This is a genomic window from Actinoplanes sp. NPDC049668 (assembly GCF_044465445.1).
GTDB lineage: Bacteria > Actinomycetota > Actinomycetes > Mycobacteriales > Micromonosporaceae > Actinoplanes.
The window spans coordinates 636821-652056 of record NZ_JBITLR010000006.1 but is presented as its reverse complement, the minus strand read 5'-3'; the positions used below and the strand labels follow the sequence as shown (position 1 = coordinate 652056).

General features: G+C 66.1%; 18 protein-coding genes. 8 read left to right on the top strand and 10 right to left on the bottom strand.

Annotated elements, in window-relative coordinates; all coding sequences use genetic code 11:
* Positions 1–20: 20 nt before the first annotated feature.
* The 3 genes from ACIBSW_RS27605 (at position 21) to ACIBSW_RS27595 (ending at position 2215) form a co-directional block, all read left to right on the top strand.
* On the top strand, positions 21–887 hold the full coding sequence (locus ACIBSW_RS27605) for a GntR family transcriptional regulator (protein ID WP_354726796.1): 867 nt from the start codon (positions 21–23) through the stop codon (positions 885–887).
* On the top strand, positions 884–1579 hold the full coding sequence (locus ACIBSW_RS27600) for an HAD-IA family hydrolase (protein ID WP_354726794.1): 696 nt from the start codon (positions 884–886) through the stop codon (positions 1577–1579). Before ACIBSW_RS27605 ends, ACIBSW_RS27600 begins: the two co-directional genes overlap by 4 nt.
* 162 nt (positions 1580–1741) lie before the next feature.
* Entirely contained in the window at positions 1742–2215 is a 474-nt protein-coding gene (locus ACIBSW_RS27595; RefSeq protein ID WP_354726792.1) for a hypothetical protein, read from the top strand.
* Positions 2216–2245: 30 nt separating this feature from the next.
* Here the strand turns inward: ACIBSW_RS27595 and ACIBSW_RS27590 are convergent, their stop codons facing one another.
* Positions 2246–2452: a helix-turn-helix domain-containing protein gene (locus tag ACIBSW_RS27590; protein ID WP_354726790.1), complete on the bottom strand. Its 207-nt coding sequence runs from the start codon at positions 2450–2452 to the stop codon at positions 2246–2248.
* A gap of 109 nt (positions 2453–2561) precedes the next feature.
* Here ACIBSW_RS27590 and ACIBSW_RS27585 point away from each other — a divergent pair, with 109 nt between their 5' ends.
* Positions 2562–2741, top strand: coding sequence for a hypothetical protein (locus ACIBSW_RS27585; protein ID WP_354726788.1), 180 nt, complete (start codon positions 2562–2564; stop codon positions 2739–2741).
* Between the two features lie 138 nt (positions 2742–2879).
* Here the strand turns inward: ACIBSW_RS27585 and ACIBSW_RS27580 are convergent, their stop codons facing one another.
* From ACIBSW_RS27580 to ACIBSW_RS27540, 9 genes are all read right to left on the bottom strand, one after another.
* Positions 2880–4055: a protein kinase family protein gene (locus ACIBSW_RS27580; RefSeq protein ID WP_354726787.1), complete on the bottom strand. Its 1176-nt coding sequence runs from the start codon at positions 4053–4055 to the stop codon at positions 2880–2882.
* Between the two features lie 170 nt (positions 4056–4225).
* The gene (locus tag ACIBSW_RS27575; RefSeq protein ID WP_354726785.1) at positions 4226–4978 is read right to left on the bottom strand and encodes a hypothetical protein; all 753 of its coding nucleotides are present in this window, start codon (positions 4976–4978) and stop codon (positions 4226–4228) included.
* 946 nt (positions 4979–5924) lie between these two features.
* On the bottom strand, positions 5925–6668 hold the full coding sequence (locus ACIBSW_RS27570) for a hypothetical protein (RefSeq protein WP_354726783.1): 744 nt from the start codon (positions 6666–6668) through the stop codon (positions 5925–5927).
* Between the two features lie 104 nt (positions 6669–6772).
* The gene (locus ACIBSW_RS27565) at positions 6773–8005 is read right to left on the bottom strand and encodes a cytochrome P450 (protein WP_404799471.1); all 1233 of its coding nucleotides are present in this window, start codon (positions 8003–8005) and stop codon (positions 6773–6775) included.
* A gap of 602 nt (positions 8006–8607) precedes the next feature.
* Positions 8608–8775 (bottom strand): hypothetical protein, encoded by a 168-nt coding sequence (locus ACIBSW_RS27560; protein ID WP_354728894.1) that lies wholly within the window; start codon positions 8773–8775, stop codon positions 8608–8610.
* Between the two features lie 27 nt (positions 8776–8802).
* Positions 8803–8952 (bottom strand): hypothetical protein, encoded by a 150-nt coding sequence (locus ACIBSW_RS27555; protein ID WP_354728896.1) that lies wholly within the window; start codon positions 8950–8952, stop codon positions 8803–8805.
* Between the two features lie 345 nt (positions 8953–9297).
* Entirely contained in the window at positions 9298–9474 is a 177-nt protein-coding gene (locus tag ACIBSW_RS27550; RefSeq protein WP_354728897.1) for a hypothetical protein, read from the bottom strand.
* 220 nt (positions 9475–9694) lie between these two features.
* On the bottom strand, positions 9695–11731 hold the full coding sequence (locus tag ACIBSW_RS27545) for a tetratricopeptide repeat protein (protein ID WP_354728899.1): 2037 nt from the start codon (positions 11729–11731) through the stop codon (positions 9695–9697).
* Positions 11732–11853: 122 nt separating this feature from the next.
* Positions 11854–12255 carry a hypothetical protein gene (locus tag ACIBSW_RS27540; protein WP_354728901.1) on the bottom strand — a complete coding sequence of 134 codons (402 nt, stop codon included), beginning with the start codon at positions 12253–12255 and terminating at the stop codon, positions 11854–11856.
* 110 nt (positions 12256–12365) lie between these two features.
* Between ACIBSW_RS27540 and ACIBSW_RS27535 the strand changes: the two genes are divergently transcribed.
* The 4 genes from ACIBSW_RS27535 (at position 12366) to ACIBSW_RS27520 (ending at position 15221) form a co-directional block, all read left to right on the top strand.
* Positions 12366–12875, top strand: coding sequence for a hypothetical protein (locus tag ACIBSW_RS27535; RefSeq protein WP_354728903.1), 510 nt, complete (start codon positions 12366–12368; stop codon positions 12873–12875).
* Between the two features lie 423 nt (positions 12876–13298).
* Positions 13299–14087, top strand: coding sequence for a YbaB/EbfC family nucleoid-associated protein (locus ACIBSW_RS27530; protein WP_354728905.1), 789 nt, complete (start codon positions 13299–13301; stop codon positions 14085–14087).
* On the top strand, positions 14074–14394 hold the full coding sequence (locus tag ACIBSW_RS27525) for a hypothetical protein (RefSeq protein WP_354728907.1): 321 nt from the start codon (positions 14074–14076) through the stop codon (positions 14392–14394). The genes ACIBSW_RS27530 and ACIBSW_RS27525 overlap by 14 nt, the downstream gene beginning before the upstream one ends.
* A 14-nt stretch (positions 14395–14408) precedes the next feature.
* Complete coding sequence (locus tag ACIBSW_RS27520) at positions 14409–15221, top strand: hypothetical protein (RefSeq protein WP_354728909.1); 813 nt, start codon at positions 14409–14411, stop codon at positions 15219–15221.
* Positions 15222–15236 lie beyond the last annotated feature (15 nt).

The following is a 15236-nucleotide window of genomic DNA, read 5'->3' as shown; positions in this document are numbered from 1 at the left end:
GTCAGCGATACCGTGTAGCGGTGACCGAGAATCTCGACTTCCTGGGCCAGCTAGACCCCGATGACCCCAAGCAGGCGTCGCAGCAGATCGCCAACAAGCTGCGCGCGGCGATCCTCACGCGTCGCCTCCAGCCGGGCGACAAGCTTCCGTCGCAGCCGGACCTTGCCACCCGCTATGGCGTAGCGCGGGAGACGGTTAAGCGCGCGCTAGAGATCCTGCGCACGGAACGGCTGATCGTGACCCGGCAGGGCAGCGGGGCCTTTGTCCGCGCACAGACGCAGCTCGCGGTGGAGTTGCGGCCGCACATCGAAGCCGCGTTCGAACGGGCGCACGTCACGATCGACTTCGCGGGATTCTCCGGCGAGACGCTACGAGACGCGGTTGCCGAGGCCCTCGACAAAGTGCGCAGCGGCCGGCTCGCTCCGGAGACGATTGCCGTACGGGTCCTGATCTCCGACATGACGGCGCCGATGGCGCTGCCCGCACGCGCTGAGACCCAGGCCGACGATCCGGCCGTGCGGGAGCGGGCTGAGCGGATCACCCGCCGCGCCGCAGACGGGATCATCGATCAGGTCGCCGAGCTGGGCGACCTCGGCCTGGTCCGCTCCACCACAGTCGAGGTCCGAATGCACCGGGCGTCGCCGCTGTTCAAGCTCTACATCATCAACGGCGAGGAAGTGTTCTACGGTTTTTACCCCGTTGTGGAGCGCACCGTTTCGATCAAGGGCGAGCCCACGGCCATCTATGACCTGATGGGCAAGGACGTGCCGCTGTTCCACTACGCCGTGACTGAGGACGACGCGTCCCACGGCACCCAGTTCGTGCAAGCGTCCCGCCAGTGGTTCGACTCGATGTGGTCGACGATCGCCTACCGGTACGACGGATGAGCGCCGACCTCGCCCGGTTGCTCGCCGAGGTGGACGCCGTCCTGCTCGACTTCGACGGTCCGGTGTGCAGCATCTTCGCCGGCTACCCGGCCCCGAAGGTCGCCGCGGAGTTGGTCGACATGCTGCAACGTCGAGGGGTCGCGATGCCGCCGGGCCTAACGACCGAGCCGGACCCGCTTGAGGTGCTGCGCTGGGCTGATACAGCCGGAGATCCGGCAGTCACCCGGGCGGTGGAGGATGCGCTGTGCGCGGCCGAGCTGCGTGCTGTCGAGAGCGCCGAACCGACGCCGTATGGCCGGGAGGTGATCGTCGCAGCCCGACAGGCCAGACTGCCCGTGGCGGTGGTCAGCAACAACTCGGCGGGGGCAGTGACCGCGTACCTGTCAGCGCACCGCCTGGCGTCGTACGTGTCGCCGGTCGTGGGTCGGGCGTACGCCGAGCCGGGACGGATGAAGCCCAACCCCGAACCGATCCTGCACGCCGTATGTGCCCTCGGCATATCGCCGGACCGAACCATTCTCGTCGGCGACTCCCTCTCGGACATCGAAGGCAGCCGCATCGCTGGCGTTCGGAGCATCGGCTACGCCAACCGACCGGCGAAGGCTGCAACGTTCCGGCAGGCAGGGGCAGACGTCGTGATCGACAGCATGGGGGCAATCGCTAATGCACTGATCGAACGGGCAACAGGCTGAGCACCCGGTCTGCCTACTAATCGGCCGGCTAGGAATGGCTCGTGATTGAAGATCGCCTATCGTGCCGGGATGATCACCGGGGAGATCCGCCGACCGCTACCGCGCGGGTCGTTCGTAGCTGGGTGGAGCCTCCGACGGCGGTGGGCGCTCGCTGTTTGCCTCATGGTCGGCTTCCTGTGCTGCGGCTTGGGGGCCGCCGTACCCGTTGCTGCGTTCCTCGACCACACGGACAAGCAAGGCGACCCGCCGGCCACTGCCGTCGAGGCGGTGGACATCTACCTCAACCAGCTCTTGCTCAGAGAGCGGATCGGGCTGACGCACGCCCTGATCACGAGGGAGCGTGACGACCTAGTCCAGCAATGGGAATCCTTGATCAAGGACATGCAGCGCACGGACCCGCCACCGGACAAGCTCGAATGGGGTCCGCACTTCGACGTTGAGGACCAGGGCGACGAGGTCGCTCGGGTAACCGTGCCGGTCCGGGCGGTGTGGTGGCAGGAACGCGGGATGTCGATGCAGGGCACCGAACACCCGTGGGTCTTCATTCTCCGGGCCGAGGACAGCGGATGGCGTATCGCAGCGGTCCGGCCGCATCCGTGGTGCGGTGGCCACGTACGGGTCGACGCGTGCCGGTGATCGCCCGGCCTCGGACGATGACGAACGTGGCTAGGTCTCGTCCGCGTTGACGTCGGGGCGGTTCTCGCGTAGCCACGCCTGAACGTCCGGCACTCGCCAGACTGTGATGCCGTTCTCCCACTCGTCGTACGAGTCCGGGAAGCCTTTCCGGCGCGTGAGGGAATAGGCGTACTGCCGGGTGACGCCGAGCAGGTCGGCGACATCTCCGGTCGTGTACAGCTTCCCCTTGCGGCCCACGTGATCACGCTAGGTACCCGCGAAGCTTACCGAGGAAGTTTACCTAGGACAGCTACCTGCGTAACCTGAAGAACCCAAGGCGGTGCACATGTGCAGGAAGGCTTGACGGATGCGCTGGTATCTCACTCAGAAAGTCGTCGGGGAGCCCGAGATCGACGTGCGCGACGATGAGGATCTGACGTTCGGCTACTCGATCATGCGCGAGCTGGCCCGCCGCGACGCGACGCTCGTGGAGATCGCTCCAGGAGTCTGGTGGCAGAGCAAGACGGACAACGTCCGCGAGAATTGAGGCGTGAGGCAAGTCAGGACGGCCATGTAGGCCATGCGTGGGCTACTTCGCCGGCTGAGCGCGGCCCGTGGCCGCACGCGGGGTAACTCGCCTGCCCTCTAACCCGAGTAAGCCTCCACCTGCCTGCAGCTCCACATTTCAGGCAGGAGCGTCCGTGGGACTCGCTTCGAGCCGCTCAATGACCTCGATTACCTCGCGAACTGTTGCGTATCGCTTACTGGCCTCGTTTGCGGTGCATTTTTGGACGATGCGACTCACCTCGTCGTCACCCGACTTTAGCGAGTCCCGCCCCGTGAAGATATACGACAGAACCCATCCGACTGAATATATCTCGTTTGTCTCCCCATACTCCTTGAAGCTCGCCAGAAGAGGGTCGCGTATGCTGCCTCGCATCTCTGTCTGCGTTCTAGTGAACTTCGATGATCGATCCTTAGCTAGCCCGAAATCAGACAGCTTCACTAATACAGCGCCGCTGACGTAGACCTTCAGCAAGACGTTCTGCAAGCTCAGGTCTCGGTGCCACAGGCCCTGCGTGTGGATGTAGTGGATGCCGTACAAAAACTGCAGGGCGATGCGCTTTCTTGAGGAGAAAGAGAAAGACCGGTCGCCGTTCCGCCTTGCAATATAATGCCTAAGAGTCTCGTCACAAAACTCCATCCTGTACTGGTTGTTGTCTTCTTCGTAGCTATAGACCTCCACTATGTAAGGGAAGCTGAGCCGCTTCATGATTTCAAATTCCTGCTTAAACCGAAAAAGGTCCCGCTCCGAAATAGTCGGTTTAGCGCGTTTGATCGCGAATTTCTTGCCGTAGTCAGGATCTACATAGGAGTAGACAATCGCATAACTGCCCTCACCCTCCATCTTCAGTTTTGGTTGCGTGTCGCGCTTTCGAAGCTTCACGGTCGTCGGCCGACTGAAGACTGGCTCATGCTTAATCAAAGCGATGGGTTCAAAATCGTCAGGCACCCTACTGCCGCCACCCATGGCCAACCAAGGCACACAGCGCTCAATTGCTTGCCGATACCTGTCATCTAGCGCAACCTGGATGCCGGCCGCCTTCAGGTCGGCGAGGTCTTGGTTTAAGTCGTCAATGAGAGCAATGAGCTCGCGGCTAGGATCCGCCCAGTAGTGGCGGGAAGTCCTGGCTCGGTCGTTGATTTCCTCAAAGTGTTTGTTAAGCAGCATATGGAGCACCGCGAACATATGCCCGAATTCCTGATCATCGTACAGCCGCGTGAAAGCAGACGACACCTGCTGCACCTCAAACTTGGATTTGAGATCTTCTAGCATGAGTTCGACGGGGCTTTGCGCCATGATGTTACCGCTCCTTTGACCGTGGGCCGCGGTCCGAGGGTATCCGGATGAAATGCGAATCACAATCGCCGAAACGCCACCTCCGACTTATCCACGCTGAGTTGACACGCAGCGGGGGTGCCAAGGGTGCACATCACCCCATCCTCCCGACCAGAAGGAGATCAAGTCCTCTACCGAACCGGCATTTTTTCATCCAGTTGTTCGATATCCAGCCAATAGGTATTGCGCAGTCGGCGGTAATCGAGATCACGACTTTGCGGAACGCGCGTGATACTGAGGAGCCCCAACTCCTCAAGTTCTTTACGCGCTCTCGTCCATGTGTCGTCGGATATTCCATAGCGTTTTCTGTCACGCCCAGAAAGCCAGGGGGGCTGACTAGGATCAAGATTGCTTCGCATATCACGCGTAATTATGATAAGCGCCACCGCCCCGGCGGATAGGTGGTAAATCCATTCGTATGACCAGAAGCCAATCGGGATGTTGACCCACCAGTTCTTGGTCCGCAGACTTACTTCCTGCACGGGAGCTTCTAGGACTGTAATCGTTGGGGGCATCCCTGGCCGGCGTTCGAGCTGGACGAGATTGGCAGATTCCAGGCTGCTTAAGGCATCTGAAATGCGTCTTGCCCCATTCACATCCGGATCTGGGAGCGCGAGCATCGACGCCCACACTCTTGCAGGGGTATTACGGATGTCGTGCGGCGCCCTCGTAGCGAGCATCTTCATCGTCATGTAGAGCTTCAGCCGGACTTCGCCGCCATGACCACCGCGGAGCAGCTGAGCAAGTGGCGGAACGTTCTGGAGACTGTCGTCCCTGTAGAAGCTCGGGAAGAACGAGACCGAGCGCCGTTGTGAACGCTCGACTGCACGTTCGAGGCGACGCCGGCCCTCCGGCGTAGGACTGCTGGTGGCGATGTTCGGCAACTCAATGACCTTTGCAGCGGGGAAACCAGGGGTACGGGGGTTATAGGGGTACGTGGGGTACTAGGGGTACTGGGGGTACAGAACTTCTTCCTATAACTTTCCTGCGCTAGCTCAGGCTAACACCGCTCTAAAGGTGGCTTAGATCTAGGTAGTAGCTCGGCGTTCCACCGCTACAGCCTTACCGATACTCCGCAGCAACCGTGCCATGCAACCCGAAGCAAGCGTCGTTCTCATACCGCTACAGAGGTTACGGAAGGCGCTTTGACCAGGGGTAATGGTCCTGTCAATCTTGGAATCCAAGCCACGCAACTTGTCGAGGTCGGCGAGATCGGAACGAGACGCGTGGAAGGGCGGGCAGCCGGTGCAACGACTGCCCGCCCAGTGCCCCAGATGACCGCTGAAGAGCAAAAGGCCAGGTGAGACAAGGCGATGGTAAGAGAACGTAAGCGTAAAGGCACTCGAAACGGGTCGACGTGCACGCAATGCGGTCGGCAGGCTTTCGTGTCCGGCGCGCCGATGTGGGTTGCCGTAGTTGACATTGCCGCGAAGGTCGTGGAGGCGGTGTCCAGGCTGATGAGCTGACGTAGGAGCCGGGGTCGGGTAGTACGAGCGGCCGACCCCGGTTCCCGTGGGCTTCGACCGGGCCGCTCCCGCGCTGTTGCGGTAGGGGCTAGAGGTCGCCGAAACACAGGGATGGTTGGCCGCCTGCCCAATACGTGCCCAGGTCCGGCGGATCTCCCCTGTTTCAGCAGCTCAGAGGCTACGCGCAGGGCGGACTGTAAATCCGTCGCGAAAGCTACAGAGGTTCGAATCCTCTACCCGCCACCACAGGCAAAAGAAGCCCCTCACCTGCTAAAACAGCAGCGAGGGGCTTCTTTCGTCAGTCCCACTTGATCTCACTCAAGACCGCTTGATCTCACTGGTCGTGTCGCATACGTGTCGCCGATCAAGCTGCCTTGACCGGCCGCTCCCCCACCGGCGCGTCGGCCGCCGTGAGAGCCGCCTCAACCCGTCTGCGGGCCGCTTTGTCCTGGCCATAGACGCACTTCGCGTACACCCGCATGAGGACGTGCACACTGTGTCCGGCCCACTCGGCGACCTGGGTAGCCGGGACCCCGGAGTTCAGCCAGAGCGACACGGCGGCATGCCGGAGGTCGTACGGGCGCCGGGCCAGCGGCGAGCGGACCTGCACGGGTGTCAAAACGGCCTCACGGGCATCACGCCATGCCTTGCCGTAGGTGTTGCTTGGGATCGGCTGGCCCAGCGTGGGCACGAACCGGCCGCCGGGGCCGCGCCTAGTGACGAACAGCCGGCCGTCCTTCGACGGCTTGTACTCGGCAAGGTGGTGGTCGAGCAGGGCCACCAGCGCGGGTGGCGCGGGGACATCCCGGGTTGCGGAGTCGGCCCGGTGCTTGAGGCCACGGCGCTCGATCGTGCCCGCGGCGTCGCCCCACCCGTTGCCCACCGCGACCGTTGACCCGGTGAGGTGCAGCATGCCCCATCCGCCCTTCGTGGTCGGGCGTTCGTACTCGTCCTCGCGGAGGTTGAGCATTTCCTCGGGCCGCATGGCCGAGTAGTACATAGCTTCAAGCTCGGGAACGCTGGCACGCACGGCGGCGAGCAGGGCGCGGGCCTGCTCGGGATTGACCACCGCCTTCCGGTCGATCTCGTCTCTGTGCTTCGGAGCCACCCAGCTCACGAGAGACAGCGGGTGTACCTCTAGCAGACGTAGCTCAACCGCGTACTTGAGAGCGCCAGAGAACACCGCACGCTTCCGGGCGACAGTGCATGCGATTACCCACCGGCCGCCGCTGAGGAGCCGGCTTGATCGGCGTGCGCACGGTCGACGCGGAGCGTTAGGCCGCGGGGGTAAAGGGTGGCGGTCGTGTCGGCGGCGACGGGGCCGGAGTCGGCTGCCAGTCGGTATCGGCGGAACACGCGGACGGCCTCGACGAGCTGCGCCTTGGCCAGGTGTGTACCGACGCACCAGCGTGGGCCGCCGCTGAACGGCAGGTAGGCGCCCGCCGGAGGACGCCAGTCGCGCCAGCGTTCGGGGCGGAACTCGGCCGGGTCCGGAAAGTGGCGTTCGTCGCGGTGGATCGCGTACGGGCTGATCATCAGCGCCGCGTGCGCCGGGAACCGCCATGGGCCGCTCACCTCCTCGGCGTGGGTGGCTCGGTAGATCAGCCAGGTCGGCGGCCACAGCCGGAGCACCTCGTCGACGATGTGTGCGGGCTCGCCGGTCGGCCGGTGCAACGCCAGCGCCCGCAACGTCCACGCGTTCGCGGCCGCCGGGACGAAACGGGCCGCGACGGAGGCCGACACCAGGATCCGGACCAGCGGCTCGCGGGGCACACCGGCGTCGCGCAGGATCTCGGCGAGCCCTCCCGGCGGTGGGCTGTCGACAAGCACTCCCATCTGCGCCTCGAGCCGCTGCTGGGCTCGCGCGGCGCGGCGTCGGCGCCCGGTCAGCAGTTCGAGGAACCAAGGCAGTTCGTACGATGACCGCACGATCGGCCTGAGCGAGTCCAGCAGTTCCTCCACGGCGGCGGCGAGTCCGGCGCGCTGGTCGGGTCGGCCCGACGGGCCGGAGCACAGCCGCAGGAAGGCGTCGGTGTCGAGTCGTACCAGCGGCGACAGCGGATCGTCGGTGCGGCCCCGCGTCGCCCAAGTGTCGAGCAACGCCTCGAGCCGGGCCGAATACCAGCGCAGGTGCTCGGCGACCAGGCCGCCGGAGAGTGCGGACAGCAGCGACCGGCGCGCGGACAGCCAGCTCTCCAGCGCGTCGCTGCCGCGGCGGCCGTCGATGGGACGCCACGCGCGGTCGCGGTCCTTCAGGTAGTCGCGGTCGGTCCGTCGCAGCACGTCCTGTGCGATCTCACCGTCCGCGATGAGCACGGTGCCGGGGCTGAGCTCCACCACCGGGCCGTACCGGCGGACCGCGCTCAGCAGGAAGCCGAGCCGGTCCCGGTTGTACTCCTTGATCAGGTCGGCCCGGGACAGGTTCGCCTGCACCGGCGGCGTCACGATCGCCAATGTCTCCTCCGGGTGGCCGGCGGTGGCCGGTGAGCGCCGCGGCGCTCACCGGCCACCGGTCATCGATGTCACTCCCACTCGTAAGTGCCCCCAAGGGCCTTGCGTGCGAAGCGCGCCTTGAACCACCGGATCATGTCAACACCTCCCCCGTTTCCGTCGGGCCGAAAATCCGGCACGGCAAGACGCCGCGCCCGCTCGATGACAGGTGTCGGTCGTTTGGCGGGTCGGCAACCCGCCGGAGATGAGTCAGATACCGAATAGGTCGTCGCGGCGTTCTGCCGACAATTGACATTGACCGTTAGTGATGGCGGACTGGAAGTCGCCACTGTGGAATCCCCGTTAGCCCCGTTGTGGAATCGACTCTATGAAGACCGCAGGCGGGTCGCAACCCCTGCCGACGACGAGCACCGGAAGCGGCGCCTAGATCTTCAGGCGTTGGCGGAACTCGGCCTTCAGGGTTTCCGGTTGCGGTCGTCATCGGGTGTCCTCCGGCAGGTCGTGATCGGGCGGGAGGTAGGCGTCGAGGTAGACGCGGAGTTGGTCGGGGTTGTCGCGGTTCGGGTAGAGGCGGATCTTCATCAGGCGGCCCCGGGTCAGCGCAGCCAATAGACGGCGGCGCCGAGGAACCCGGCGAGCCCGACGACCACGGATGCGGCGAGGCGGGGCATTCCGGCGCGTAGTTCCCACCGGTAGCGGTAGGCGAGCCGGGTGAGAACGAAGAGGGCTCCGGCGATGGCGGCCAGTGCGGGGATGCGCGGCATCCACCACGCGGCGGTACGGACGGCGACCTAGACGGCGGCGCCGAGGACGGCGAGGATCAGCAGGGTCGGCAGGACCCGGCGGATGGCCCATCGGATGATCTCGAACGTGGTGAACCAACGCCAGAAGCGCCGGCCGAACTCGTAGGCGGCTCCGCGGCGGGCGAGCCGGAAACCCATGACAACATCAGCATCACTTTCTGTACATGATCGAGAGCCTTCACGGATTTCACGGAGGCTTGCACGCGCACGCGTAGATGCACCTCAAAGGCCTGCGGGTGAAGTCCGTGAAGCGCGTGAAATGCCCACCAGCGCGCATCGCATTGCGTGATGTTCGAGCGTGTCGTGCGAGGGTGAGTGATCAGCCGTTGCCGATACGCGGGCGGCAGCCGAGGGCGCTGCGGCGGAAATGCCGGGCCGGGCGCATAAGCCCGCAGTACGGGCATCGGATGCTGACGGTGGCGCCCCGGCCGCCGGGCGGCCAGGATGCGGCCCGGCGGATGCGGCGGGCGATCGTCGAGCCGGTCATGCGGCACGCGCCACCCGCCGGCTCCAGGTCGGGTGGGATCCGCGGACGCGCCGGCAGGGTGATCGGCTCGTGCGGATCCTCGTCCGGCGGCAGTCCGGATCGACCGGCGGCGGCGCGTACTCGAGGTCCTTGTCGGCGTCCGGGTCGTCGTCCTCGTCGTCGCGGACCGGCATCGACGGGCAACCGGGATCGGCGCGGCCGGCGCGCCGGCTGCGGGCGCCTCGCCGATGCCGGCCAGGTAGTCGACCAGCTCGGCAACAAGCCCGTCCCGGTCAATCTCAATTCGGCAGTAGACCGCTCGATCCGCTCGATCCGAAGCAGATCGCATATTGGGTTCGGTCGTTCGTTTGGAGGCAGGCAGGTGCGAGGCAGGCAGAGCCTGGCGTTGTCTCGTTACGGCTGCTGCTCCGCACCGGCGTCGGCAGGATCCCCGGCCACCCTCCGCCAGAAGGCTAGGTTGTTGACGGTTTCCAGCGTGTGGGGGTGATCCGGGCCCAGCACCCGCAGCCGATCGGCCAACACCTGCTCGAAAGCGGCGACAGCCCCGACCGCATCCCCGACCCCAGCCCGCCAATGGGCGAGGCTGTGCCGGGCGGCCAGGGTGTCCGGGTGATCCGGGCCCAGCACCCGCAGAGCATCAGCCAACACCTGCGCGAGGTCGGCGACAGCCCCGACCGCATCCCCGGCCACGCCCCGCCAATGGGCGAGGTGGTGCCGGGTCGTCAGGGTGTCCAGGTGATCCGGGCCCAGCACCCGCAGCCGATCGGCCAACACCTGCTCGAAAGCGGCGACAGCCTCGACCGTGTCCCCGGCCTCACCGCGCCACCGGGCGAGGTCGTGGCGGGTGGTCAGGGTGTCCGGGTGATCCGGGCCCAGCACCCGCAAAACATCAGCCAACACCTGCTCGAAAGCGGCGACAGCCCCGACCGCATCCCCGGCCTCACCCCGCCAATAGGCGAGGTCATGACGGGTGGTCAGGGTGTCCGGGTGATCCGGGCCCAGCACCCGCAAAACATCAGCCAACACCTGCTCGAAGGCGGCGACAGCCCCGACCGCATCCCCGGCCTCACCCCGCCAATAGGCGAGGCTGCGCTGGGTGGTCAAGGTTTCCGGGTGGTTGGGACCGAGTATCTCCAGCGCCTTCGCAAGCTGGAACTGGTAGTGGTCGCGAGCGGCGGCGACCTGCCCCACCTGCCCGAGACTGTCGCCTGCCCGGAACAACACCCTGCGGATGCCGGGTTCGCCGGTGCCGGTGTGCCACAGGTGCTCACCACCGGCGATCGTGAGTGCGGCGGTGTTGGCGCGTAGGAGTTGGCCGAGCCGCGTGGTGGTGGAATCGCGTTCGAATTCCGGCCAGATTGCTATCAGTGCCTCAGAGGCGGAGTGAGCGAGCAGTTGAATCTGATCGGATGGCGTGGTCTCCGCGGCGACACGTTGCACAAGGGCATGCACTCGTATCAAGGTGACGCCCGTGTCCGGATCGCGGGTCGTGTCGGCCAGGCTAAGCCTGTGCAGAACATGGATGGCGTCGACGACATCGTTGGCATCGGCATCTTCCCCGCTCTGCTGGCGGCATATGTCCACGACGGCCTGGGCCGTGAAGAGGCTGGTAGGGATGCCGTTGGGGTCCAGCAGTGCCGCCAGCCGCAGGATTGGCGTTGCCAGTCCCTCAGTCGCAGTGTCGGCAAGCTGAATCGACAGATCCCAGGTCTCGGCGACCGCGAGTTGCTGCTCGTCGGGCAGAGTGTCGGGGCGGACCCGGCCGAGACGGCGCTCGTGTAGCCGCGTGCGGTATCCGGTGCAGGTGAGACCCAGGTCCAGCAGGTAGGCAGCGGCCTGAGCGAGGGCGATCGGCAGGTACCCGAGGTCCGACGCGAGTTGGTCCGCTTCCTCGAAACGGTGCGCGTCGTCGCCGATCTGCCCAGCGAGGTAGGCCCGTGCCTCCACTGTGGTGAACACCCCGACGTCGATCACCTGCCGCCCGGCCAACAGGGCCGTGTCACGGCGCCGGGTGGTGACTACTGTCCGTCCGGATCGGGTGTCCGGCGGCCACCATCCGGCCAGGTCGGCAGGATCTGTCAGGTCGTCGAGTACCACCAGCCACCGCACCGGGGTTGCGGCCAGCCAGTCCAGGAACCAGTGCGCCGCCCGCCGAGGGTCGCTGTCGTCGCCTGTGCCCCTGATCTCAGCCGCTGCCCGGGCGTAGTCGTCCACAATGCTGGTGCGGTTGGTAGCGGTGACCCACACCAGCAGATCTACCTGCCCCGCGGCCCATAGTCCGGTAGCCAGATTCGCCGCCAGCTGGGTCTTGCCGACCCCGCCCATCCCGGCCAAGACCTGACACACCACCGCCGTCCGGCCAGCAGCGACCGCGGACGCCAGCAGCCCATCCGCCGGCCGGGGTTGACGACCGGCCGCCAGCCGGGGCACCGCCCCCACCCGCAACGGCCACTGCACCGAGGACCGGCCACCGATACTGACCGGACCGTGAAAGACACCCACCGCACCCGCCGACCCGACGCCAGGTGGCGGACCTCCGGCAGCCGCTGGGCCTACTGTCCGGCTGCCGGCGACGAAGGGTCCGGCGGAGCCTGGGTGCGTTGGTCGAATGAGACCGGACCATGGAACTGCCCGACCGCGCCGTTCACCGTGCCACTGATGTTGAACGTGGCCGCTGCTTTCGGATCCGCCAGCAACAGCAGTTCCCGCGCAGCGCTCAGAATCTGCTCGTCGGATGCCGCCCCTGAATCCTGAAGGTCCCCACCAATCAGTGCCTGCCACACCCCCGGCTCGGTCTCCTGCGCCTCCAACGCCGCCCGAGCTTGCTCCCGCCCACCGAAGCTGCGCCGGATCAACTGCTTGAGCAGCCCATACGTGTCCGACATCGCCTGCGTGGCCGCCCCCGACACCCCCGCAGTCGCACCCGCCGCCAACGCCGCAACGATCAAATCCACCCCGAACACTCCCAGACCTCCCCCGCCGCCATGATCGCTATACGCACAGTTGGCAACACGGAAAGTAGCAGTCACGTGTCAGGCGGCCAACCAGCAAATGAGGGAATCCCTTGGCAAGCCAGCGGTACAGCGAGGTGCATCCGTGGCTGATCACGGTGGCGGAGGACGACGGGTGGCGTGTGGCTGCCGTCAACAGGCTTGCATTTGCAGCCCGTTCACCGATCATGAACCGTATGGAGGACCAGCAGGCGCCGCGGCCGGCCGAGGGGGTGGCGAAGGTCGTCACGCTCTGTGGCTCGACCAAGTTCGAAGCTGAGTTCGCGGAGGTTAACCAGCGGCTCACGATGGAAGGTTGCGTCGTGGTCAGCCTCGGAATGTTCAGCCTCCCCGATCTGCCGGACTACGACTGGACAGTCGACAGCTCGGACCTGAAGGGGCGGCTTGGCAACGTGCACTTCCAAAAGATTCGCATGGCTGACGAGGTGTACATCGTGGATCCGGGCGGCTATTTAGGTGAGTCAACCCGACGGGAGATCGCCTACGCGGAGTCGCTCGGCAAGCCGGTTCGGTACTTGAGTCGCGAGCGCTCGCCGCGAACGGGAGACGGCCCCCAAGAGTGAGTCCGACCGAGCGGTCCGCTCATCGGCAGTTCCGCCTGTTCGGCGAGCCAAGCCGTCGTCACGCCGAAAGAGCTCAAGTGGTGGGCGCGTTGGTAAGCGCCGCACCGCGCGAACGCAGGACTGCCAGCAGCCGGGCCCGTTCGGTCGCGGTCAGATCGGCGGTCGGGATGCTGGACATCCGGCGCTTGCCGTTGGGGAGTCCGCCGTGCGAAAGCAGGATTTGGCCGCGCGCCCGACGCACCGCCTTGATCGCCGACCAGGGCAGCGTGACCCGGATCGCCGGCCCGGTATGCGCATCATAGAGACGATCTTGGTTGCCTCCTCGGGGGAAGTCGGGGTCGGGAGGCCTGCTCGCTCGGGGCTGCGGCTGTCAGCGCTGGTCCGTTACGGTGGGCTCTGGTCTAGTCATGTTCGGAGTTCTCGGTGGCGGAGCCGACTGGTGAAGCGCAGCTCGGGTTCTTCCCTGAGCTGAGAGGCCTGGAACGGGATGCCGCAGCCCTGGCCGGCAAGCTGAAGGCCGCCGAGGCGGCGGTAACCGAGGCCTCGGGCAGGGACCCGTCCGAACAGGTGCGAGTAGCGCTGGGAACGCTCGGCCGGGTCGCGTTCGTGGAGGTTGATCCGCGTTGGCGTACCCGGATCAGTCCCGGGGACCTGCCCGCCGCGGTGCTGGCGGCATATCGGGAAGCCGGCATTCGCAGGTCGGAGACCTGGGCGGCCGAGATCGGCCGGACCGACGCCGGCTCTCTTCTCGACGATCGAGGCTCGATGCCGAGCGCCGGCGCCGGGTCAGGGCCGGCAGATTTCGGGTCCCACGAGTCGATCCGCCGGTTGTGGCACCTGCTTCAAGAGGCGACCGACCGGCTTGACGATGTGGTGCGGGAGGCAGCAGCCCGCCGCGAGGCTGTGGTGACCGGCCGCGATCCGAGTGGGCACGTCACCGCCTCCTTCAGCGGGGGCGGCGAATTGACCGACCTGACCGTCGACGACGAGCGGCTCGCTGAGGTCGGCGACAGGGAGCTGGGCGCGGCGATCACCGCAGCGATCATCGACGGGTACGCCGTGGTGGACCGGCTCGCCCGCGAGTCGACCAGCCGGTGGCCCTTCCCCGACCTGGATCGGCTCAGCGGCAGCCCGGCCGCCCTGTTGGCGACGCTGGGTCTGCCCGCGGTCGCCCCGGACGATCGAACCAGGGGTGGTCATGCCGCCGACTGAGCAGCAGATCAAGGCCGCTATCCAGGCGCTGCGCAAGGACGCTGACATCTGGGCCGCCGGGAAGGACAACCTGGTCGACGCGGCTGCCGTCGCCGCCCGGCTCGAGTTGAGCGCCCTGCACTTTTCGTATATCGCTGACCAGCTCGGCCTTGCTGAGGTGTATCAGCAGTTGCAGCAGCGGCTGTACACGCTGCTCAACGAAGGTGCCGCCAACTTCCTCGCGTTGTCCACGGCCTTGCACGAGGCCGCCGACGGCTACGAGCAGGACGAGAACAACGCCGTGCATCGCCTGACGGGCATCTACTGACCGGGGGAACCGTGATGGGAGCAGCGCTGCCGCTGTCGGAGGGCGAGTTCAACGACGTGCTGCGCCGGGTCGACGAGGGAATGCAGAAGATCGGCGATCTGACCAACGACATCGTCGACGCCTGCAACCGCTTCGGGCGGTGGCTCGGCCCGCTCTGGGACGACGTGGCGGACCTGCTCGACAGGTTCGTCGACCTCGTACAGAGGGTGCTCTCGGAGATCGGGAAGTTCTTCACCCGGCCCGGTGTGCCCTGGACGTTGTGGAATCACGGCACCGACTGGGTCAAGGGCGTCGGCAAGCCCGTCAGTGACCTGATCTCCCAGGCCACCACCGGGCAGAGCGACATCGACGAACGGTGGCAGGGGCCGGCTGCGACCGCCTACCTCGGCACCCTCCCGGACCAGGGCAAGGCTTTGGCGGCGATCGTCGCGGCGACCGCCGACATCGACGACGCCCTCACCAAGGTCGCCGGCGGCATCATCGCGTTCTGGCTCGGGGTGCTGGCCGCGATCGTCCCGTTCATCATCGAACTCACCGGGTGGGGAGCCGCCGCCTCCACCGGGGTCGGCGCGCCGCCCGCGGCCGCCGGGGCCGGCGTCTCCACGTTGAAGGTGCTCGGCATTCTCACCGCCGTGATCACCGCGGCCATCACATACCTGACCGCGGTCTCCAGTCAGTACAAGGACCTGTTGCAGCGGGTCGAGAACAACGACGGCTTCCCCCAGGGGCACTGGCCGCGCTCGACCAACGACGTCATCGCCGACGGCAGCATGACTCCCGACGAGGCGGGCGACAAGACCACCAACTGGCACCTTCGCACGTCATGACCGTCGGCCGGGCCG